This window comes from Limosilactobacillus mucosae DSM 13345, assembly GCF_001436025.1.
In the GTDB taxonomy this organism is placed as follows: domain Bacteria; phylum Bacillota; class Bacilli; order Lactobacillales; family Lactobacillaceae; genus Limosilactobacillus; species Limosilactobacillus mucosae.
The window spans coordinates 142,903-164,634 of sequence record NZ_AZEQ01000001.1; the positions used below are offsets into that span (position 1 = coordinate 142,903).

Below are 21,732 nucleotides of genomic sequence, written 5' to 3' on the forward strand. Positions count from 1 at the left end.
TTTATTTAGATTTACTAAATAAGGTATAATTAAACCACGCAACTAAGCAGAAGAGGTGAGCAAATGGTTACCATCAAAGAGATTGCCCAGCGCTCTGGCTATTCGCCAGCCACGGTTTCGCGCCTGCTCAATAACGATCAGACGCTTTCGGTTACCCAAACGACGCGCAACAAGATTTTAAAGGTTGCCAACCAGCTGGGGTATTGGAAAGACCGCAAGAAACCAGCAGTTGCACCCACGATCGCGCTGCTGTTTCGAATGAACAACCAAGAACAGCTGCAGGACTCGTATTTTGCCAGTCTTAAGGATGCCCTGCTGAAAACGATTGAAGATGCCGGCATGCAAGTCAAGGTCTTTCAATATGCCGAGGAGCTGATTGATCAGGCAGAAGAATTTCAAGGCTTTTTATGCGTTGGTGACGACAACGTTGAGCTGAACGTTTTTAAGCGGCTGCATCGGCTGCTGCCAGCGGGGGTGTTTGTTGACACTGATCCATTGCCGCATCTGTTTGATTCAGTGCAGCCCAATCTGTCGATGACGGTGCGAGATGCCCTGGAACAGTTTGCTGATGCTGGCTACCAGCGGATTGCCTTTATTGGCGGTATCGGTCCGCAGATCGGGAAGCGGCCAAGACAAAGAGACTCACGGGAAACGGCCTTTAGAGTCGTGGCTGAGGAACTGGAATTCAAGCAGGCGGATGTTTTTTCTAGCGGCTCGTTCAGCGTTTTAAACGGTCGTCAGCTGGGAGAAGCAGCCATCAAGCAATACGGCGATCAGCTGCCGGAAGGCTTTTTGATTGCCTCGGATACCTTAAGCGTTGGGGTACTCCAGGCGTTTAACGATGCTGGAGTGATCGTACCACGCGATACCAGCATCATCAGCATTAACAACAGCGATATTGCCGAATACGTATCGCCGCCGCTTTCAACGTATAACATCAATCAAAAGGTGATTTCCCGCATGGCGCTGAATATTCTGCGGGATGCAATCGCTAATCCGAAGCGACCGCACGTTCATGCATTGGTTGATACCAATTTAATTATGCGTGAAAGTTTTAAACTGAAATAGAATGAAAGATATATCTGTGATAATGGCTGGATTGAATAAATCATTTACTAAATATGGTAAATGATTTATTTTTTATGATAAATTATTTACTTTACTCGTTAAATGCGTACAATATTAGCTGTAAGCGATTTCAGATAAATGCATTTAGAACGAAACGATCGATTACGAGATGAATTTGAGTGAGAGTAAATTAAGGGAGGCATTATCGTGGATACTACCACCAAAACTGCAGCGCCACGGCAGCATTTAAGCAAGCAGCAGTGGATTTCTCGTTCAGCATTCTGTTTTGGGAATGTTGGCCACTCCGCTTTTTATGGCGTTATGAGCAATTATTTTATTATTTTTGTTACCAGCGGCATGTTTGCTGGATTAAGCAAATCAGTTGCCAACCGTTTAATCGGACTGATTACTGGCTTGATTGTCGGGGTACGGATTATTGAGCTGGTTATCGATCCGCTGCTGGGCAATATCGTCGACAATACGCACACGCGTTGGGGGAAGTTTAAGCCTTGGATCTTATGGGGCAATATCGTCAGCGGTGCCCTGCTTTTAGTCCTGTTTACTGGAATTTTTGGCTTGGCAAAGGTCAACTGGGTCCTGTTTGCGATTTTGTTTGTCGTGATCTTCATTACGTTTGATATTTTCTATTCTTTTTCTGATGTTTCCTATTGGGGCATGGTACCAGCGTTGAGTGAAGACTCGCATGAACGCAGCATCTATACCTCACTGGGAGCCTTTGCCGGTACGATTGGCTGGAACGGTTTGACGATTATCGTGGTTCCAATCGTTACAACGTTTACCTATCTGGCAACCGGCCATCGTACTGAGGGTCCAGCCGGCTGGTTTGCTTTTGCGGCAATCGTTACGCTGCTGGCGTTGCTGAGTGCCTTGGCGGTTTGTTTGGGAACTAAGGAAAACGACAACATCATTCGGCAGTCAGCCAAGCAAAAGACATCGATCAAGGACGTCTTTTCAGCAATTTTCCATAACGACCAGATCATGTGGCCAGCACTGGCATACTTGATGTATTCTTGTGCCTATGTTGTTACCAATGGGGTTTTGTTCTACCTGTACAAGTTTGTTATCGGCGAGCCCGGTCATTTCTGGGTCGTTGGGGTAATTGCGACGATTGTTGGTTTCTTTGTCAGCCCACTGTTCCCGATTTTCAACAAATACGTACCACGGAAATGGCTGTTTACGATTGGTCAATGCTGTATGGTAGCAGCCTACTTGATTTTTATCTTTGGCCGCAGCAACATCTATGTAATGGATCTGGGGTTGGTTTTGTTCAACATCAACTGTGCTCAGCTGGTAACGGTTTTGACGCTGACGGATGCGATTGAATATGGTCAGCTTAAGTCTGGTCAGCGAAACGAAGCCGTTGTTTTAGCAGTGCGGCCGATGATCGATAAGCTGACGGGCGCGATCTCAAATGGTTTGGTTGGCTGGATTGCCTTAGCCTGTGGCATGACCGGCAGTGCTACGGCAGCTGACATGACTGCCAAGAGCATTCGTACGTTTGATGGCATGGCCTTTTACATTCCAATGGTTTTGGCGCTGCTGTCAATCGTCATTTTCTTAAGCAAGGTTACGCTGAGCGAAAAGAAGCATGCTCAAGTCGTTGAAGAATTAAAGAATGAATTGGCTGCCGGCAATGGTGCGGAAGCGGTTGAGGATGTCTCTGCCGCTCAAACGACATTAACGCTTTTGGCTCCAGTCGATGGAAAAGTCGTTGATCTTGCTTCCGTAACCAATGAAGACGGCACAAAAGGATTCCCTGGCAAGGGCTTTGCGATTGAGCCAGCTGATGGTCGCATCTATGCACCATTTGACGGCACGATCAAGTTTGCCTTCTCAACGCAGCATGTCTTTGAGATTGAATCAGCTGCCGGGATTGGCCTGGTAGTTCATGTTGGTATCGGTACGGTCAATATGCGTGGCGCCGGCTTTAATATTCATTTCCAAGAAGGACAGACCGTGCATGCCGGTGACCTGTTGATGGAATTTAACCGTGATCTGATTTTACAAAATGGTTATGATGATATCGTTGTAGACTTTTTAACACAGCCGCAAAAAGTTCAGTTACAAGAGCTACGGCTTGGGGACAAGGTTGAGCATGGTCAGCCAATTGCCAAAGCAGAATATAAAAAATAAAGGCTTGGAGGGAGAAGTATGAAACAGGGACTGCCGACCGTTCTATATGGCGGCGACTATAATCCAGATCAATGGCCAGAAACAGATTGGGATGACGATATCAAGGTCTTTAAGCAGGCCGATATCAATTCGGCAACGATCAACGTCTTTTCATGGGCCCTTTTAGAACCGCGTGAAGGCGAATATGATTTTGAAAAACTGGATCATATCGTTGCAAAGCTGAGTCAAGCTGACTTTAAGATTGTTATGGCAACTTCCACGGCCGCGATGCCTGCCTGGATGTTTAAAAAATATCCGGATGTCGCCAGAGTTGATTATCAAGGGCGGCGGCACGTCTTTGGTCAACGACATAATTTCTGCCCGAGTTCACCCAACTATCGCCGATTAGCAGGTCGATTGGTTGATCAATTGGCCCGGCGCTATGCTGGCAATTCGCATATCGTTGCTTGGCATGTTAATAATGAGTATGGCGGCAACTGCTATTGTGAAAACTGTCGCCGGGCTTTTCAAGAATGGCTCAAGCAGCGCTATCAAACGCTGGATAATCTAAATCAGGCTTGGGACAACAATGTCTGGAGCCATACGATCTATGACTGGGATGAGATTCAAGTTCCCAACGAGCTGGGTGATGCCTGGGGAGCAGAAGGCACGCATACGATCGTGGCTGGGCTGTCGGTTGACTATCTGCGTTTTCAGTCGGATGCAATGCTTTCGTTATACAATCTTGAAAAACAGACGATTGAAAAATATGACAGGCAGACACCGATTCTGACCAATTTCCATGGCACGCCTAATAAGTGGATTGACTATCATGCCTGGGCCAAGGATCAAGATATCATTGCCTATGACAGCTACCCAGCCTATGACGATCCAGCCTATGTAGCCGCGTTTCGCTATGACTTAATGCGGGGATTGAAACACCAGCCGTTCATGCTGATGGAATCAACGCCTTCGCAGGTCAACTGGCAGCCATACAGTCCGTTGAAGCGCCCTAATCAAATGCGGGCCACGGAACTGCAGGCGGTGGCTCATGGCGCGGACACTGTTCAGTATTTTCAGTTGAAGCAGGCCGTAGGGGGATCCGAAAAATTTCATGGTGCCGTAATCAGTCATTCGCAGCGGACCGATACGCGCGCATTTCAAGAAGTAGCACGCCTGGGACACGATTTGAAAAAAAATGGCGCTGATTTTAAAGATGCCGCGACTCCAGCTAAGGCAGCCATTGTTTTTGACTGGAGCAACTTCTGGGCCTTTGAGTACGTGGCCGGGATTACGCAGGATCTGCAGTACGTGCCACTGATCTTGGACTACTACCGCCAGTTTTATCAGCACCAGATCCCAGTTGACGTGATTGGCGTTGACGATGACTTTTCACAATATGATCTGATCGTCGCGCCAGTATTGTACATGGTCAAAAAGGGACTGGGCGAAAAGATCAGTGATTACGTGCAAAATGGCGGGCATCTGCTGACCACCTATGCATCGGGGATGGTTGATGAATCCGACAATGTCTACCTGGGCGGCTATCCAGGTCCTTTAAGCAGGGTATTGGGCATCTGGGTTGAAGAAACTGATGCGACGGTACCAGGACAAACCGTCAAAGTAGCTTTTGATCAGTCAGCGCAGCAATATGAAGGGCGGCTGCTGTGTGATCAGATTCATCTGACGGGATCAAAAACTCGGGCATTGGCTCATTATGCCAGTGAATTTTATGCCGGCACGCCAGCTGTAGTTGAAAATATATTTGGCAAGGGGCTGGCGTGGTACGTTGGCACGCGTTTAGATGATCAGGGACTTGGCAAAGTAATTGAGCGCGTCATTGATCAGACTGGGCTTGCCGGCCTAACCAGCCAAACAACCGATCTGGAAATCACGCGGCGTGTTAAGAATGGGCAGGAACTCTACTTTGTGCTTAATCTGCGCAATGAGTCGCGCCTGCTGCCAACAGATCTGCAGCAGGCCGGCTTCGTGGATATCTTGACCGGAGCCGCTCCGAAAGCCAAACTGGAACCGTGGGACGTTGAGATTTTAAAACGCGGCATGGATCAATAGGCTTTCTAAGACATTAAAACTCTCTTGATCGGCAGTCAGCCGGTCCAAAAAAGCACCGTCAGTTTTGACGGTGCTTTTTTGTTGAATCGATAACTAGACATTAACGATAAACGGCTTGATCATTTCCGGGCCGAACTGGCGATTTTGCGTCAGCAGGATATTGGCGCAGGCTTGAGCATCATCAAGCGCGTTATGATGATGATGCAGCTGAATATTCAATGCATCGCAGATCGTATTGAGCTTGTGATTAGGCAGCTGCGGCCAGAACTGGCGACTGGTCTTTAACGTGTCCAATGATAAGAAATTGGGAACCGGTAATTCATAATGAGTCAGCGTATTTTTGAGGACGCTGTTGTCAAAGGAGGCGTTATGGGCAATCACCAGCTTGTTGGCATCAAAGAATGGCTGAATATGATCCCAGACTTCAGGAAAGACTGGGGCATTGGCAACGTCTTTTTCATGAATGCCATGGATCTGAACGTTGCGCCAGAAAAAAGGCGTCTGTGGATTGATCAAGGTATAGAACTCATCAACGATTTGATTTTGACGAACGACGACCAAAGAAAGCGAGCAGGCCGACCAGCGTTTGCCACTGGCAGTTTCAAAGTCCATCGCAACAAAGTTCATGTTAATTTCCTCCTATAATTGAATGTCTAATTCGACGGGACAGTGATCACTGCCAAGAACCTGATCATGAATCTTGGCATCAACCAGCTGTGAGTCAAGATCGGCTGAGGCAACGAAATAATCAATCCGCCAGCCAGCATTGCGCTGACGAGCGTGGAAACGATAGCTCCACCAAGAATAGCTGTGCTCTTGGTCAGGATAAAAATAACGAAACGTATCAGTAAACCCGCTTTTTAGCAGCTTAGAGAAGTCAAAGCGCTCTTCGTCGGTAAATCCCGGATGATGATGATTGCTCTGTGGATTTTTTAAGTCGATTTCTTGATGGGCCACGTTGAGATCGCCACACCAAACGATGCTTTTTTGCTGACTAAGCTGATTAACGTATTCATAAAAAGCTTCATTAAAACCATGTCGAAAATCCAAGCGCTTCAGTTCAGCACCGGAGTTGGGCACATAGGTATTGATCAGATAGAAATCAGGATACTCTAAAGTGATGACACGGCCTTCATGATCAAACTCCGGTACATTGATGTCATACTGAACGCTAAGCGGTGGCTGTTTGGCAAAGATGGCCGTCCCCGAATAGCCTTTCTTTTCGGCATAGTTCCAGTATTGATGATAGCCGGGCAAATCAAGATCCAATTGGCCGGGTGCTAGTTTGGTTTCTTGGATGCAGAAAAAATCCGCGTCCATTTCATTGAAAACCTGTAAAAAGCCATGCTTGATTGCGGCCCTTAATCCATTGACGTTCCAAGAAATAAATTTGGTCATTGCAGTCAACCTCGCAAATAAATTATCTGGTACTATTGTAGAGGTTCGGATCGTCAATTTCCAAAAGAATGCTACAATAAGAAAAGATTGACGAATTTTTGTTGAGAAAGCGAGAGAACGAATTTATGGCAAATAATCTGATGCAAGAATTTCCTGATATTCAAATCTTAAAGGACGAGCCACTTTCAAAGTATACCAATACTAAAACTGGTGGCCCAGCAGACTGGTTGGCATTCCCTAAAGACGTTGCGGAAGTTCAAAAGCTGGTTCAGTTTGCTGATGCCAATGCCATGCCACTGACGGTAATCGGCAACGCCAGCAATCTGATCGTGCGTGATGGCGGTATTGAAGGTCTGACCATGATCCTGACTCAGATGAATGGGATTCAAGTTGAAGGCAACCGCGTCATTGCTCAGGCTGGGGCCTCATACATTGAAACAACCAAGGCAGCTCGCGATCATTCGCTTACTGGCCTTGAGTTTGCTGCTGGCATTCCCGGCAGCGTTGGCGGCGCAATTTTTATGAATGCCGGTGCCTATGGCGGTGAAACTAAAAACGTTGCCAGTGAAGTCACTGCAATGCTGCCAGATGGAACGATCAAGCATTATGACAATGAAGAGCTTGATTTTGGCTATCGGCACAGCGCGGTTCAGGATAATCACGGCATCGTTCTGGAAGCCGTGTTTGATCTGAAGCCAGGTGATCAAGCTGAGATTACCGCATTGATGGATGATCTTAACGCCCGGCGAGCCGCTAAGCAGCCGTTGGAATTGCCATCTTGCGGTTCAGTCTTTAAGCGTCCAGAAGGCTACTTTGCCGGCAAGCTGATCCATGATGCCGGTCTGCAGGGATATACCTCAGGCGGCGCGCAGGTTTCAACCAAGCATGCCGGTTTTATCGTTAATGTTGACCATGGTACAGCAACGGATTATCTAAACGTAATTCATCATGTTCAAGCAACCGTTAAAGAAAAATTCGGCGTCAGCTTGGAAACTGAGGTCCGTATTATCGGCCGGGAAACTGAATAAAAGTTTCATGAATTTAACTGGGATTGTCACTGATAATCCTGGTTTTTATTTTGGTATAAAAAATTCTCGTCCCAGTTAGCGACGAGAATCCTCAATTACATCAAATCGGTTTGTTTGATCAAGTGCAGACACCAGTAAAGCAGCAGCTGCAATATGGTCATGATCAAGACGAATTCAAGCATTGGCCAGCTCCAGATGCTTAACAGCTGTCTAAAGAACCAAGATGGCGTTATAAAAAGGTAGATTGAGTGCAGGCGTAAAAAACGGCCAATATAGATGCCAATACCGGCTAGAAAAGAGAAGCAGCCAACCCAGATTAAATGACTATGGGAAAATTTAGGCGTCAGCATCTTTTCTAACAGTCGACTGAGGCGGGCCATCTCAACCGTGCCAAAAATTGCACAGCTGAATGCCGACAGAACCATCAGCGCAAAAATCAGCCACATCTTAGGATCAGCACGCAGGATGCCAGTAGTACTGGTATGGGGATGCAGCCATGAAAGATGGAAGAGATCGGTCATGACGTAGGGAGCATTGGGATAAAAAATCAGCCATAAAAACAGCAGCGACCAAAAAGCCAGTGAGCGTCGATCGGCAAAATGCTGGACCCAAAAACCAAATTCGATTGGCAGATAGGCTAGAAAAACGTTCAAGACCATAAAATTAAATGGCGACTTCAAAAGTAGCTGCAGCGTTGCCAGCAGAATCAAAAAATAAAGTCTTAATTTCCATTGATAAGACAGTTTAGGCAAAAAACCACCTCTTTAAAAAACTTATGCCTAGCATAACAGACAATCGGCTTGACTGGTTAAATAACGAACATTTTTAATGATATAATCATATTTAAGAATTTTATTTTAAGGCAGAAGGGAGAGATATATATTGCAGTTTCTTGCATCACTCCTCAACTGGCATAATCTGGTCAATCTAATTGACATTTTAGTCATCTGGTTTTTGATCTATGAGTTGTTGATGCTGGTTCGCGGGACTAAGGCCGTGCAGCTGTTCAAAGGGATTCTGATTATCATCCTGGTTAAGCTGATCAGTTGGTATATCGGACTCAGCACGGTTTCTTGGGTGATGGATCAGGTCATCAACTGGGGGGTCATCGCCATTGTTGTGATCTTCCAGCCAGAGATTCGGCGGGGGCTGGAGCATTTAGGCCGTGGCGCGCTGTTTGCCCGTACGCCTAAAGCCAACGAAGAAGAAGAGGACTTGATTCGGCAATTGGACCAGGCGATTCAATATCTTTCTAAACGACGGATTGGGGCCTTGATCTGTATTGAGATGGAAACCGGCCTGGAAGAATACATTGAAACGGGGATACCATTAGATGCCGAAGTTACTGGTGCCCTTTTGATCAATACGTTTATTCCAAATACGCCGCTGCATGATGGAGCCGTGATCATCAAAAATAATCGCATCGCTGTCGCCGCTGCTTATCTGCCGCTTTCTGACTCGAAGCTGATTCCTAAAGATCTTGGCACGCGGCACCGCGCGGCAGTCGGGATCAGCGAGGTTACCGACGCGCTGACGATTGTAGTCTCAGAAGAAACGGGTGAAGTCTCGATCACCAAAAACAACGAGCTGATGCGTGGCATGTCACGCAAAGACTATCTGAAGTTTTTGCGGGCGCAGCTTTATACTGAAACTCCTCAGCATCCAAGTCCCGAGAATTTTCTTACCAATTTAATGCGGCGTTTTCGTAAGCAGGGAGGCGATCAGCATGAAAAATGACAAGATGGGCCTGTTCGACCATGTCTGGGTATTGCGAATCGTTTCCTTGGTATTGGCAATCCTATTGTTTATATACGTTACTGGCAGCAAAAGCAGCGATACGCGTCAGTCATCACAAAACGGTCAAAATACTGCGCTGATGGCCAATAAGACGCAGACGCTCAAAATACCGCTAGAGGTTGAGTCGAATTCGGAAAAATACGTTGTCACCGGCTTTCCGCAATATGTCAAAATCAAGATTACCGGACCCTCTGCCTTGGTAACGACCACGGCTAATACGCAAAATTTTAAGGTCTATGCGGATCTGACCAAGCTGGGAACCGGCAAGCATGAGGTGCGTCTGAAGGCATCGGGATTGAATAAGGAATTGAGTTATACGATCACGCCGGCCAAGATCAAGGTCAACATTCAATCGCGCAATACCGCGACGGTGCCGGTAGAAGTGCGCTTAAGCTCTAAAACCTTAAATGGTAGCTATCAGGTTGGAACGCCTAAAGCCGCATTGGAAAAGGTCCAGATTACCGGGGCCAAAAGTGAGGTTCAACAGGTTGCCAAAGTAATTGCTTATGTCAACGTGCCTAAAAACGCGCAAAGTACGCTGCATCGGACGGTAACGCTGCAGGCAATCAATGAAAGCGGTCAGACAATGAACGTGGTGATCATGCCAAATACGGTCTCCGTAACCGTACCAATCAGTCAGACTGACAGCGGCGACAAGAATTCCAGTTCATCTGCGACGACCAGCTCGGCGATAACGCAGTCCAATTCTGACAGTTCAGCGGAGTCTGCGAGCGCTTCTTCAGCCAAGCACAGTTCAGCCAGCTCGGCATCTGGCAGTCAGTCAAATAATTCGTCGGTTTCGGCAAGCGAAAATGATACAAAGTAGTATAATCAAACATAGTGAATTTTAACGGAGCTTTTTAGCCCAGAAACGAGGAGAAACATGAAGTTAAAATATTTTGGAACTGATGGCGTTCGTGGCGTGGCCAATCGCGACCTGAGTCCAGAACTGGCTTTTAAGGTTGGCCGTGCCGGGGGCTATGTCTTGACTCGGCACTCAGAACGCAAGCAGCCCCAAGTCTTGGTTTCCCGTGATACGCGAATTTCCGGTCAGATGCTGGAAAATGCCTTAGTTGCTGGTCTGCTTTCGGTCGGCATCGAGGTACTGCGCTTAGGCGTCGTCACTACGCCTGGCGTTGCCTACCTGGTTAGAGCACAGGGAGCCGATGCTGGTGTAATGATCACGGCCAGTCATAATCCAATCCAATATAATGGAATCAAGTATTTTGGCAGTGATGGCTTCAAGCTTTCCGATGAGCTGGAATATGAGATCGAACAGCTGTTGGATGCCGAAGCGGATACTTTGCCACGTCCATCTGATGCTGGTTTGGGAACGGTTGAGGACTACCACGAAGGCGCGCTCAAATACACGTCATTTTTGGAACAGACGATTTCAACGGATCTGTCTGGCCTAAAGGTAGTTGTTGATGCTGCCAATGGTGCTACCAGCGGCTTTGTCTCCAATCTGTTGGCAGACTTAAATGTTGATTTTACGCCAATTCATGCCAATCCTAATGGTCTCAACACCAACCTTGACTGTGGGTCAACGCATCCGGAAAGTCTGCAGGAAGCCGTAGTTGCCAACCATGCTGATCTAGGTCTGGCATTTGATGGTGATGGCGATCGCTGCATTGCCGTTGACAACGAGGGTAATCTGGTTGACGGCGACAAGATCATGTACATCTGCGGCAAGTATCTGAATGAAAATGGCCGCTTGAAAAAAGATACGATCGTTACCACGGTGATGAGCAACCTGGGAATGTACAAGGCAATGGAGGCTCATGGCATGAAGAGCGTGCAGACTAAGGTTGGCGATCGTTATGTCGTTGAAGAAATGCTGAAGTCAGGCTACAATCTGGGTGGCGAGCAGTCAGGCCACATTATCTTCCTTGACCACAATACGACTGGTGATGGGATGCTGACGGCACTGCAGCTGCTGCAGGTCGTTAAATCCAGTGGCAAGAGCCTTAAGGAACTGGCATCTGATGTCAAGACCTATCCACAAGAGCTGGTCAATATCACCGTGGCTGACAAGCAAGCTGCAATGGACAATCCAGCTTTGAAGGCCGTCATTGCCGATGTTGAAAAAGAAATGAACGGTGATGGGCGCGTCTTGGTTCGTCCTTCTGGTACTGAACCGCTTTTGCGAATCATGGCTGAAGCGCCAACCAAAGAACTGGTCCATGCCTATGTTGAAAAAATCGCGGAAGTTGCCCGCCGCGAGCTTGAAGTTAAATAATCTTAGATAATATTTAGGCTGGCAGCGAGGGGCTGAATCGTTGCCGTGACGCCTTTAAAACTATTAAAAAATTGCCGACTCTATACCAATCGAGGTTAATCGATTGACATTGGGGCCGGCAATTATTAATATACAATAGTGTTATTAAATAATAGCTTGATTTTAAAGTTATCTATACCAATTTTATTGAAGGATGGGAAATATTATGTGTGGAATTGTTGGTGTTACAGGAAACGATCGCAGCGTTTCCATTTTGATCGACGGGTTGAAGCGTCTGGAATACCGCGGTTACGACTCCGCCGGCATCTACGTCAACGACGAAAAAGGACATGACTACCTGGTTAAGCGTTCCGGCCGCATCAGCAACCTGGAAGCTGCCTTAACGCCAGAAGTTAAAGGGTTGGCTGGGATTGGCCACACGCGCTGGGCGACGCACGGTGTTCCAAATGAAACCAACGCGCATCCGCACTACTCCAATGATGAACGATTCTATCTGGTTCACAACGGGGTAATTGAAAACTATCAGCAGCTGAAAGAAGAATATCTTAAGGGTGTTGAATTCAAGAGTCAAACCGACACGGAAGTTATCGTTCAGTTGGTTGACAAGTTCGTAGTTGACTACAAGATGGATACCAAGGACGCGCTGCTTAAGGTTCTGCGCTTGATCAGTCCTGATTCTTCATATGCCTTTGCCTTGATGGATCGCGAGCAGCCAGATACGCTGTTTGTGGCTAAGAATAAGAGCCCATTGCTGGTTGGTTTGTGCCAAGGCTATAACATGGTAGGTTCTGATGCCATGTCGATGATTGATGAAACCAACGAATTTATGGAAATCAACGACCATGAGTTGGTAATCGTCAAGCCAGACAATGTAACGATTGAAGAATTCGATGGCACGGAAAAGAAGCGCGATTCCTTTAAGGTTGACATGGATCCAAGCGCTGCCGACAAGGGTACCTACCCATTCTATATGCTAAAGGAAATTGATGAGCAGCCTGCCGTAATGCGCAAGCTCGTTCAGGAATACTTTGACAGTGACGACCAGCCGCAGATCAGCGAAAAGCTTTTGCAGGCAATGGCTGAATCCGATCACATCTACATCATTGGTGCCGGGACCAGCTATCATGCCGGTCTGATTGGGGCCCGGATGTTTGAGAAGCTTTGTGGCGTGCCAACTACGGTTCATATCTCATCAGAATTTGCCTATGAGCAGCCGCTGCTTAGTCAAAAGCCGTTCTTCCTGTTCCTGTCGCAAAGTGGTGAAACGGCAGACAGTCGCGAAGTACTGGTACACGTCAATGAGCACAACTGGCCAAGCCTGACGATTACTAATGTTGATAAGTCAACGCTTTCTCGTGAGGCTACCTTTACCCTGCTGCTGTACGCTGGCCCAGAGATTGCCGTTGCCTCCACTAAGGCCTACACGGCTCAGATCGCGGTTGAAGCTATTTTAGCCAAGGCATTGGGTGAATATCTGAGTCGCGATGCTGCTCAAAACTTCGACTTAAAGCACCAGCTGGGAACGATTGCCAACGGGATGCAGTCAATTACCGACTCAAAAGAAGACATTGAAGCACTGGCCTCTCGCTACCTCTCTAAGCCACGCAACGCCTTTTACATTGGCCGGGGCATTGACTGGTCGGTTTCTTTGGAGGCAGCCTTGAAGCTTAAGGAAATCTCCTATGTTCAAGCGGAAGGTTTTGCATCCGGTGAGCTTAAGCATGGTACGATCGCGCTGATTGAAAACCAAACGCCGGTAATTGCTATTATTACTCAGGATCGGACTGCGGGCCTTACGCGCAGCAATCTGGAAGAAACGCAGTCACGGGGTGCTGCTGTCTTAACGATTGTTTCACGTCATCTGGCACATGAAGACGACAATATCATCATTCCAGACGTTGACGAACTGCTGACGCCGCTTTTGAGTGTCGTTCCTGCACAGCTGCTTGCCTACTACACGAGTCTGGGCAAGGGCTTAGACGTTGACAAGCCGCGTAACCTGGCTAAGTCGGTTACGGTACAGTAATTATAAAAAGAAGAAGCGGTTGGCCGTTTCTTCTTTTTATTTTATGTTAACAGCTGAAAAAATCTGAATAACTATTGACAGCGCTTACAATATTTTGTAATATATAGTCACAAGGTATTAAGTATTTACCTTCTAATCAATTCTCTTTCTCTCTTATGCCAATCATCGTCGGTCCACGGCGATGATTTTTGTTTTCTGATACAATAGATGCGAAAGGGGATTTATTTAATGGAAGAACAGCATGAAGTCTTTACCCTAATAGAAGAAATTACGCGTAATGATGGCACCAAATATTATGAAATCGGCAATATGGTGCATAACGGCCGTGCCGAGCTGGCTGCTGAGCGTGGCTATATTAAGGAAGTTCGTATTTTAAAGCTGAATATCCCACATTCACAAAACGTGATCAATTATGAGCATTTCATCAACACGCACTATCAGATGCAAGATGAGTCGATGGATCACTGGGAGGAATGGAAACGAACCCCAGAAGCCGATCAGCTGGTCAAGGCGATTCTGCGTGAAAACCGAGTCGGCTGATTAAGTAATTCTGATATTTCTAATAACGGTCGGGGCAGAAAAAGGCTGTCACGACCGTTGTTTTATAAAAAAATCATTTTAATGGGACTTATTGGTCAACTGTGATTATAATAAAAGTTGTTATTTTTTTATTTGGGGGGAAATCTATGCGGTCCAAGCAATACGTGACAGGAATTGATGGCGTCCGAACGTTGGCCGTGCTTGGCGTGATCATCTATCACCTGTTGCCGACAACGTTGCCAGGCGGTTATTTGGGCGTGCCGCTGTTCTTATTGATCTCTGGGTATTTCGTTACCTTACAGCTGGTGCGGCAAATGGATCAGACGGGCGGTATTCAGCTGACGAAGTTTTACCTTAAGCGTCTGCGGCGGCTGTATCCGGTGCTGATCGTTATGCTGACGGTCACGACGGCCTATATTACATTGTTTGCTCGCGATCTGCTGCATAATATCAAAAGTACCATCGCTACTAATCTGCTATGGGTCTACAACTGGTGGGAAATCGGCCATGGCCAGTCTTATTTTGATCGTTTCAATGGCGAGTCGCCGTTTACGCATTTGTGGACGTTAGGCGTTGAAGCCCAGTTTTACTTCTTGTGGCCGCTGATTTTATTCATGCTGTTTTTGATTTTGCGCAAACGTTCCAAAATCAAGTGGACCGTCTTTATCCTAGCGGTTGCTTCAGCAGTTGAAATGGCGCTGCTGTTTGATCCGCAAAATATCAACCGAGTCTACTATGGAACCGATACCCGAGCCTTTTCGCTGCTTTTGGGTTCCTGGCTGGCCTTATGCTGGCCGATTGATCGCCTTAACGCCAGCTTGACGGCACATGCTGCCAGAATCTTGGATGGAGTCGGGATTGGGGCACTGCTGATCACGCTGCTGGGCTTTTTTACGCTGCCAGGCCAAAGCAGCTGGACCTATCGCGGCGGCATGTTTTTTTACAGCCTGATCGGAATGATTTTGATTGCGACGGTAGTTCATCCAGGCAGTCATATGAATCGCTGGCTGACCAACCCTTTCTTTACCTGGATCGGTCAGCGCTCATACGGCATTTACGTCTACCAGCTGCCGGTTATGGTCTTTTATGAACGAGTCGTTGAGATTGGCCGGCACCCAGTAATCAATGCTTTGGTTGAATGTCTGTTGATTTTAGCGATCAGCGAGTTCTCCTATCGATTGGTTGAACAGCCGCTTGCTCATTATCAGTGGCGGTATCTGCCGGCCAGCATTCGTCATTGGATCGACTTTAAAATGCATGATTGGCACCAATGGCTAAAAGTTGGCCCAGTCGTCATCATCTGCTTTATCGCGCTGTGCGGTCTGATGCTGCCAAGCAAGCCGGCTAAAAAAAGTGCGGTTCAGACCCGCATTGAAAAGAGTCGCCAGGCCACGGCTGCTAAAAACAAGCAGATTGCAAAGGGAAAGACGGCTAAAGTTAACGTCAACAGCAAGTCGCTGCAGAAAAAATATGGTCTGACCTCGAACCAGCTTAAGGCAGCCTCAGAGCTAAAAGTCACGGCAATCGGTGATTCGGTAATGGCCGATGCATCTCAGGATATTCAAGAAATCATGCCGCATGCTTATGTTGATGCTGAAGTCGGGCGTCAGGGGAGCGCTACGCCAGCCGTTATTAAAGATCTTAAAGCCAAGGGGCAGCTGCAAAAAAACGTGATTCTAAATCTTGGAACCAATGGCGCGATGGATTCGCAGACGATTAATGATATCTTAACGGCAATCGGCAAGGATCATCAGGTTTATTGGATCACGCCGCACGTGCCGACGCGTGACTGGGAACAGACGGTTTGCGATCAGATCAAGCAGGCCGCTAAGCAAAATGCCAATGTACACGTGATTGACTGGAATCAGGCTGCCAATGGTCATGCCGAGTGGTTTGCACAGGACAAGGTTCATATGAATGAGCAGGGGAATGCGTACTTTACGCGGCTGATTGTTAAAACGATCTTGAAAAACAAATAGAAAAGAGAAACGCTTATGATTAAAATGATTGCATTAGATATGGATAACACGCTGCTCAACAGCCAAAAAGAGATCAGTCCCCGAAACGAGGCGGTCTTGAAACGGCTGCATGAACAAGGCATCAAAATCGTGCTCTGTACGGGTCGCCCAATCAACGCAATCTGGCCTTATATTGAACAATTAGGTCTGACTACGGCTGACGACTACACGATTACTTTTAATGGCGGGCTGGTTGTCAATAATCAAACGCGGGCTGCTTTGTCAGAACATGGGATCTCAAAAGACAAGCTGCAGGCAGTCTTTGATTTTGCCAAGCAGCACGATTTTTCGCTAGATGTCTTAGACTTTGATCGCGTCTATGAAATCATGGACATGCCGCGTTCCATCTATAAAACGATTTTAAAAAACATTGAATTTAAAGACGCACACTTCAATGATCTGCCAGGTGGCGATCATGTCTATGCCAAAGCGATTATGGCGATTCCAGCTGTTAAGATGAGTCAAGAGGTTCTGCCAGCCGTTCCTGATGAATTACGGCAGCAGGTCAATGTTGTTCAGTCGCAGCCAATGGTATTGGAATTTTTACCAAACGGGGTCAACAAGAGCGTGGGTCTGCGGGCACTGCTGGAGCATTATAGCTGGGATTTTGCCAATCTGATGACGTTTGGCGATGCCGATAATGATTATGAGATGATTCGCGATGCTGGCGATGGCGTAGTAATGGCAAATGGTTTGGATAGCGTCAAAAAAGCTGCCGATCATCTGACCAAATCTAATAATGAGGATGGCGTTGCCGTTTACTTGGAGAATTTTTTTGCAACATTAATGTAATATAAGGCGTAATTCAGTCTTAAAATCTGGTCGTAAAAAGCCGCTGAAATCATAAAAATGGTTTTTGTGTGACTTTTTACGATTTTTTTTGCAACATTTTAAACGTCAATATAAAAAAGTTAGTCAAACCGAAAAATATTGATCTAACAACATTTATAATCAAAAGGTTGTTTGAATGGTTATGACTTTATTACAGAATGTTACAAAATAGCCGTAAAAAACTCTTAAAACGCAATTGCCTTGTTATCAATTAGTAATATTGAGCGTGTATGATAAGGGACGTTGATAAGGAAATGATAAAAACGAATTGATAATTGATAAAGGATGGTTTTGATTTTTATGAAGAAGAACTTTAAGAAGATTACCGCTGCTTTGGGTGCCGTTGCCTTTGGCGTTGCTGCTACGGCTACGGTTGCCAACGCTGACACGCTGTACACGGTTCAATCCGGCGACACGCTGTCCAGCATTTCTCAAAAGTTCGCTAATGACAACAGCTTGGTTCAAACGCTGGCTCAGCAAAACAACATTCAAGACATCAACAAGATCTACGTTGGTCAACAATTGGTTGTTAAGACTGATGGCCAGGCAACTGATGCTCAAACGACTGCTCAGCCAGTCGCTCAAGCAACTACGCAATCAGCTGCTGCTCAAACTTCACAAACCACTTCCAACTACACTTCCACGGCTTACGGCTCTGAAGCAGATGCCAAGGCTTGGATCGCCGCTCATGAATCTGGCAACAACTATGGCGCCCGCAATGGTCAATACATCGGTAAGTACCAATTGAGCGCGGCCTACCTGAATGGCGACTACTCACCTGCCAACCAAGAACGCGTAGCTGATCAGTATGTTGCTGGTCGTTATGGTTCTTGGACGAATGCTAAGCAACACTGGCTGAGCAATGGCTGGTACTAAAATCAGACTTTAATAATTTGAGGCATCGTTTTATGAAAACGATGCTTTTTTTATTTTCAAATAGTTTCTAAATTTTTTTAAAGAAAGTTATTGATTGTTAAATTTTTCGGTGAAACCAGATTATCACTGTTTTTTTCTGCTAAATTGAATTAGTCAGGCTAAACGTGGCAGTTATTTATGTGACTGCCAAATCAATGACGGGAGGGATCGCATTATTGATCAAGGATCAGTTAAAATAATAGTTTAAACAGATTCCTGATTTTAGATGCGGATAAAATATGGAAGAAAAAACACAACCAGCTAAAGCGCCTAAAAATAAAAAATGGCGCTGGCTTAAATGGCTGTTGGCTTTAATCGTTGCAGGGCTTGCAATTGGTGGCGGCTATGAATACTATCAGGTTCATCAAGCTGCTTCAAAAGTATTTAGTGATAATGCCAAGGTTGATAAAAAGCTGCGTCAAGGTAAGCCAATCACGATTTTAACGCTGGGACTTGATTCAGGGGCTTTAGGGCGTAAAAATTGGGGAGTTGGCAATACCGACTCGATTGAAGTCATTACCGTTAACCCAAAGAAGAAAACTGTTCGGTTAACAGCAATTTCTCGTGATATTCCAGTAAAGGTAAAAACAAGTAAAGGATACACCTACGTTAAGCTGAACGCGGCCTATGCGCTGGGCGGCGTCAAGGAAACGAAGAAGCAGGTAGAGGACCTGCTTGGCATTAAGATCGACTACTACGCCTCTGTTGACATGGGAGTCTTGGAAAAAGTCGTTGATGCGGTTGGCGGGGTAACGGTCAACAATTCATTTGCCTTTACCTATGAAGGACATCACTTTAAAAAGGGCAAGCAGCATTTGAACGGCAGTCAAGCACTTAAATATTCCCGGATGCGCTATGATGATCCAAGAGGCGACTATGGCCGTCAATACCGTCAACAGCAGATCTTAGAGGCCGTTATCAATAAGTTTAAGAAAAATGGCTCGATCACGGTTGCCAATAAGCTTTTGCAGGCGGCTGGCGATGGCGTCCGGACCGATCTGCCGGTTAAAGCCGTTACGACGCTTTATACCAAATACAGTCCAGCACTGAGCAACGTTAAGATCGATCATCTGCAGGGAATCAGTGCCACGATTGATGGCGTATCCTTCCAGGCAGTCACGCCAACTGAGATCAACCGGGTCTCCAAGGCAATTCGCAAATCAATTGGTGAAAAGCCAAAACATGTTACCAACACGGAAACCAGACTTTACAACTATGCCGTTCAAAATGGCTATGATGGAATCAACAATCTTGAGTTCACGCTGCCAAACGGTGCCGAATATAGTACGGTTGTAAGCAATTAAAAAAGAGCTGAGGAATTCCTCAGCTTTTTTTTGACATTTAGAAGAATAATTTGCTCATGGCAGCCACGAAGGTTAATAATACCACCGAGCCTAAAATGGCAGCCAGCAGCGCGTTGCGGCCGCGTGTCAGCAAGACCTTAAAGTTAACGCTCATACCAAGGGCAGCCATTGCCATTCCTAAGACCAGGTAGGCCAGCTTAACCAGACCAGCAATAACAGCGGCGCCTAATGGCATAAAGGTGCCAATCACGCTGGCCAGAATAAAGCCGACCATAAACCAAGGAATCGGGACGCGTTTTTGGTCATTCGTTAAAACGATTGAGCCATCCTTAATCCCTTGTTTTTGGTACCACCAGCCAATGATCATCGCGGCCGGTGCCAGCATCAGGACTCGTGAAAGCTTGGTAATGATTGCAGTGTCCAGACTGACCGGACCACCAGCGCTGCTGGCAGCTACGGCATGGGCGATCTCGTGCAGCGAGCCGCCCGTCATAACGCCAAACTGAACGGCAGACATGTGTAAAAGCGGCTTGATGCCAATTTCCAAAAGCGTGAATAAAGTTCCCAGAATCGCAACGATAGCAACGGCAACGACCTTGTTTTCACGCTGACGCTCAGCTTCGGTTTCGTTGGCGGCATTGTCAAACTGTGATGAGATTCCCATTACGGCTGCCGCACCGCAGATTCCGGTTCCGCTGGCGACCAGAATGGCCAGATGACGATCAACGCCAAAGCGCCGCGCCAAGGAATAAACCAGCAGAATCGTCCCCGAAACGATTACGACTGCCAGCAGGATGGTCTTGATGCCGGCTTGTGCCAGGGCAATCAGATTCAACTTAAATCCTAAAAGAATAATGCCCAGACGCAAAAATTTATTGGAGATCAGGCCGATTCCAGGCTGACTGTAAGCAACGGCAGGCTGAGCTAACTGCATCAGCATTCCTAGAATCAAGGCAATTACCAAAGCACCAATTACGGACAGGTAGGGCAGACCGCCTAAAAAAGAGCCTGCCAGAGAGCAGAGCAGCGTAAGCAAAAATGCTACGATAAACTGCCGTGAGAATAATGTATTAATCATATCCAAAACCCTTTCTCTTAACTCGGATTGATGATGATTTAAGCCTATCATGTTATATTAATAAATAAAAATTAGTATTTTTTAGATATTCAAAGTTTTACTTATTAAAAATTGAGGTGACGCTTATGCAACCAGATCCGCTGCTCGATCATCGCAGCGAAACGTTGCTGGCCGTTTCAAAAACGGGATCGCTGACGGCAGCCGCCAAATTGCTGTTTGTTACGCAGCCGGCCGTTTCACAGCAGCTGAACGCTTGGGAAAAGGAGCTGGGATTCAAGCTGCTTGATCATCAGGGAAAGAAAGTAGCCTTGACTCCTGGTGCCAAGCGCTTGGTTGATTATTTGACGTTTCTAAGGAATGAGAACCAAAAAATGCTGGCAGAGCTGAAAATACAGACTGCGCCATTAAGATTGGGGTCGACGCTTTCAATTGGCAGTTTTCTACTGCCCCAGGTGCTGGCTAAAATGATCGAGCAGGACTGGCCAGTTACGACACAGATCGGCAATACGCAGACACTGCTCAGCCAAATTCAAAGAGGGGAACTGGATGCGGCACTAGTTGAGGGAGATTTTGATCATCGGCATTTTGTCTGGGAAACCATTGGCCAAGAAAAATTTGCCCTGTTTGGCAGCCACCAGCTTAAAGCAGCGGTCAATCTAGAAAATTTGTTTGACTATCCGCTTTTAGTTCGTGAACCGGGATCCGGGACACGACAGATTCTGGAAAAATGGCTGCAGGGGCATGGCAGTTCCTTGACAGATTTTAAACAGATAATTGAGATTGGCAGTCCCAATGCCATTATTGAGCTGCTTAAAGACGGCGTGGGCATCAGCTTTATGTACCAAGCGCTGGTTGAAGACGAACTGGCAGCCGGACAGCTTTTTGAATGGAAGTTGAACGGACTGGCAATTGAGCACGCGCTTTATCTGGTAACGGCTCAAAACAGCTTCTTTAAAAACCAGCGCCACCAGCTGGCACGGATCTGCCGGCAGCTGAACGAATCGAATCTGGCTGACAGGTGAAAATCAGCAGGTGATTTTGACTGAGATTTTGACTGAGATGCTGTTATGATTAAGCTTTCTTAAGCAATATTCGCAATTACTTCACAAATCTGCCACAGCTTAATTGCATTTAATCGGTAAGATAATGACAATCAAATTAATCAAGCAACGGTGATTGATTTGATGATCCCCTACTTTTTCTCAAAAATACTCCCAATTATTGAATAAAGCACTAACAAAGCCGCTCAGTTCCCCCAAGCTGAGCGGCTTTATTTTGCGTCTG

The 21,732-nt window shown here is 46.5% G+C and carries 17 protein-coding genes and 1 pseudogene; 14 read left to right on the plus strand and 4 right to left on the minus strand.

Features of this window, described 5'->3' with window-relative positions:
- Positions 1 to 60 precede the first annotated feature (60 nt).
- The 3 genes and pseudogenes from FC47_RS00700 to FC47_RS00710 form a co-directional block, all read left to right on the plus strand.
- Positions 61 to 1,068: pseudogene (locus FC47_RS00700) on the plus strand (LacI family DNA-binding transcriptional regulator); the annotation flags it as partial.
- Positions 1,069 to 1,332: 264 nt separating this feature from the next.
- Positions 1,333 to 3,222 carry a sugar MFS transporter gene (locus FC47_RS00705; RefSeq protein ID WP_393959900.1) on the plus strand — a complete coding sequence of 630 codons (1,890 nt, stop codon included), beginning with the start codon at positions 1,333 to 1,335 and terminating at the stop codon, positions 3,220 to 3,222.
- Positions 3,223 to 3,240: 18 nt separating this feature from the next.
- Complete coding sequence (locus FC47_RS00710; protein ID WP_056967531.1) at positions 3,241 to 5,274, plus strand: beta-galactosidase; 2,034 nt, start codon at positions 3,241 to 3,243, stop codon at positions 5,272 to 5,274.
- Positions 5,275 to 5,367: 93 nt separating this feature from the next.
- Here FC47_RS00710 and FC47_RS00715 read toward each other — a convergent pair whose 3' ends face one another.
- Entirely contained in the window at positions 5,368 to 5,901 is a 534-nt protein-coding gene (locus FC47_RS00715) for a 3'-5' exonuclease (protein ID WP_056967532.1), read from the minus strand.
- Positions 5,902 to 5,913: 12 nt separating this feature from the next.
- Positions 5,914 to 6,672: an exodeoxyribonuclease III gene (locus FC47_RS00720; protein ID WP_056967533.1), complete on the minus strand. Its 759-nt coding sequence runs from the start codon at positions 6,670 to 6,672 to the stop codon at positions 5,914 to 5,916.
- Positions 6,673 to 6,797: 125 nt separating this feature from the next.
- On the opposite strand from FC47_RS00720, the gene murB reads away from it, so the two are divergent.
- A complete protein-coding gene (gene murB / locus FC47_RS00725; RefSeq protein WP_006500376.1) occupies positions 6,798 to 7,700 on the plus strand; it encodes a UDP-N-acetylmuramate dehydrogenase in 903 nt (300 codons plus the stop codon).
- 95 nt (positions 7,701 to 7,795) lie between these two features.
- On the opposite strand, the gene FC47_RS00730 is transcribed toward murB, so the two are convergent.
- Positions 7,796 to 8,452, minus strand: coding sequence for a DUF1361 domain-containing protein (locus tag FC47_RS00730; protein WP_039945954.1), 657 nt, complete (start codon positions 8,450 to 8,452; stop codon positions 7,796 to 7,798).
- 130 nt (positions 8,453 to 8,582) lie between these two features.
- On the opposite strand from FC47_RS00730, the gene cdaA reads away from it, so the two are divergent.
- From cdaA to FC47_RS00775, 9 genes are all read left to right on the plus strand, one after another.
- Positions 8,583 to 9,437 carry a diadenylate cyclase CdaA gene (gene cdaA / locus FC47_RS00735; RefSeq protein WP_033934349.1) on the plus strand — a complete coding sequence of 285 codons (855 nt, stop codon included), beginning with the start codon at positions 8,583 to 8,585 and terminating at the stop codon, positions 9,435 to 9,437.
- Positions 9,427 to 10,323 carry a CdaR family protein gene (locus FC47_RS00740; protein WP_006500373.1) on the plus strand — a complete coding sequence of 299 codons (897 nt, stop codon included), beginning with the start codon at positions 9,427 to 9,429 and terminating at the stop codon, positions 10,321 to 10,323. Before cdaA ends, FC47_RS00740 begins: the two co-directional genes overlap by 11 nt.
- A gap of 57 nt (positions 10,324 to 10,380) precedes the next feature.
- Complete coding sequence (glmM, locus tag FC47_RS00745; protein WP_033934351.1) at positions 10,381 to 11,736, plus strand: phosphoglucosamine mutase; 1,356 nt, start codon at positions 10,381 to 10,383, stop codon at positions 11,734 to 11,736.
- Positions 11,737 to 11,941: 205 nt separating this feature from the next.
- Positions 11,942 to 13,762: a glutamine--fructose-6-phosphate transaminase (isomerizing) gene (glmS, locus tag FC47_RS00750; RefSeq protein ID WP_048345442.1), complete on the plus strand. Its 1,821-nt coding sequence runs from the start codon at positions 11,942 to 11,944 to the stop codon at positions 13,760 to 13,762.
- A gap of 228 nt (positions 13,763 to 13,990) precedes the next feature.
- Positions 13,991 to 14,302: a hypothetical protein gene (locus FC47_RS00755; protein ID WP_006500368.1), complete on the plus strand. Its 312-nt coding sequence runs from the start codon at positions 13,991 to 13,993 to the stop codon at positions 14,300 to 14,302.
- Between the two features lie 146 nt (positions 14,303 to 14,448).
- Complete coding sequence (locus tag FC47_RS00760; protein ID WP_056967534.1) at positions 14,449 to 16,281, plus strand: acyltransferase family protein; 1,833 nt, start codon at positions 14,449 to 14,451, stop codon at positions 16,279 to 16,281.
- Positions 16,282 to 16,296: 15 nt separating this feature from the next.
- Complete coding sequence (locus FC47_RS00765; protein ID WP_056967535.1) at positions 16,297 to 17,112, plus strand: Cof-type HAD-IIB family hydrolase; 816 nt, start codon at positions 16,297 to 16,299, stop codon at positions 17,110 to 17,112.
- A 333-nt stretch (positions 17,113 to 17,445) separates the two neighbouring features.
- Positions 17,446 to 18,027 carry an aggregation-promoting factor gene (gene apf, locus FC47_RS00770; RefSeq protein ID WP_155519122.1) on the plus strand — a complete coding sequence of 194 codons (582 nt, stop codon included), beginning with the start codon at positions 17,446 to 17,448 and terminating at the stop codon, positions 18,025 to 18,027.
- Positions 18,028 to 18,305: 278 nt separating this feature from the next.
- Entirely contained in the window at positions 18,306 to 19,370 is a 1,065-nt protein-coding gene (locus tag FC47_RS00775; protein ID WP_056967537.1) for an LCP family glycopolymer transferase, read from the plus strand.
- Between the two features lie 37 nt (positions 19,371 to 19,407).
- On the opposite strand, the gene FC47_RS00780 is transcribed toward FC47_RS00775, so the two are convergent.
- Positions 19,408 to 20,448 carry a YeiH family protein gene (locus FC47_RS00780; protein ID WP_056967538.1) on the minus strand — a complete coding sequence of 347 codons (1,041 nt, stop codon included), beginning with the start codon at positions 20,446 to 20,448 and terminating at the stop codon, positions 19,408 to 19,410.
- Between the two features lie 125 nt (positions 20,449 to 20,573).
- Between FC47_RS00780 and FC47_RS00785 the strand changes: the two genes are divergently transcribed.
- On the plus strand, positions 20,574 to 21,470 hold the full coding sequence (locus FC47_RS00785) for a LysR family transcriptional regulator (protein ID WP_006500362.1): 897 nt from the start codon (positions 20,574 to 20,576) through the stop codon (positions 21,468 to 21,470).
- Positions 21,471 to 21,732: the final 262 nt, after the last annotated feature.

What these genes read in the sequence shown, in the direction of transcription:
- FC47_RS00710 (WP_056967531.1), top strand. Translation starts at nt 3,241, where the DNA reads ATGAAACAGGGACTGCCGACCGTTCTATATGGCGGCGACTATAATCCA.
- FC47_RS00715 (WP_056967532.1), bottom strand. Translation starts at nt 5,901, where the DNA reads ATGAACTTTGTTGCGATGGACTTTGAAACTGCCAGTGGCAAACGCTGG.
- FC47_RS00720 (WP_056967533.1), bottom strand. Translation starts at nt 6,672, where the DNA reads ATGACCAAATTTATTTCTTGGAACGTCAATGGATTAAGGGCCGCAATC.
- murB (WP_006500376.1), top strand. Translation starts at nt 6,798, where the DNA reads ATGGCAAATAATCTGATGCAAGAATTTCCTGATATTCAAATCTTAAAG.
- FC47_RS00740 (WP_006500373.1), top strand. Translation starts at nt 9,427, where the DNA reads ATGAAAAATGACAAGATGGGCCTGTTCGACCATGTCTGGGTATTGCGA.
- glmM (WP_033934351.1), top strand. Translation starts at nt 10,381, where the DNA reads ATGAAGTTAAAATATTTTGGAACTGATGGCGTTCGTGGCGTGGCCAAT.
- glmS (WP_048345442.1), top strand. Translation starts at nt 11,942, where the DNA reads ATGTGTGGAATTGTTGGTGTTACAGGAAACGATCGCAGCGTTTCCATT.
- FC47_RS00755 (WP_006500368.1), top strand. Translation starts at nt 13,991, where the DNA reads ATGGAAGAACAGCATGAAGTCTTTACCCTAATAGAAGAAATTACGCGT.
- FC47_RS00760 (WP_056967534.1), top strand. Translation starts at nt 14,449, where the DNA reads ATGCGGTCCAAGCAATACGTGACAGGAATTGATGGCGTCCGAACGTTG.
- FC47_RS00765 (WP_056967535.1), top strand. Translation starts at nt 16,297, where the DNA reads ATGATTAAAATGATTGCATTAGATATGGATAACACGCTGCTCAACAGC.
- FC47_RS00775 (WP_056967537.1), top strand. Translation starts at nt 18,306, where the DNA reads ATGGAAGAAAAAACACAACCAGCTAAAGCGCCTAAAAATAAAAAATGG.
- FC47_RS00780 (WP_056967538.1), bottom strand. Translation starts at nt 20,448, where the DNA reads ATGATTAATACATTATTCTCACGGCAGTTTATCGTAGCATTTTTGCTT.
- FC47_RS00785 (WP_006500362.1), top strand. Translation starts at nt 20,574, where the DNA reads ATGCAACCAGATCCGCTGCTCGATCATCGCAGCGAAACGTTGCTGGCC.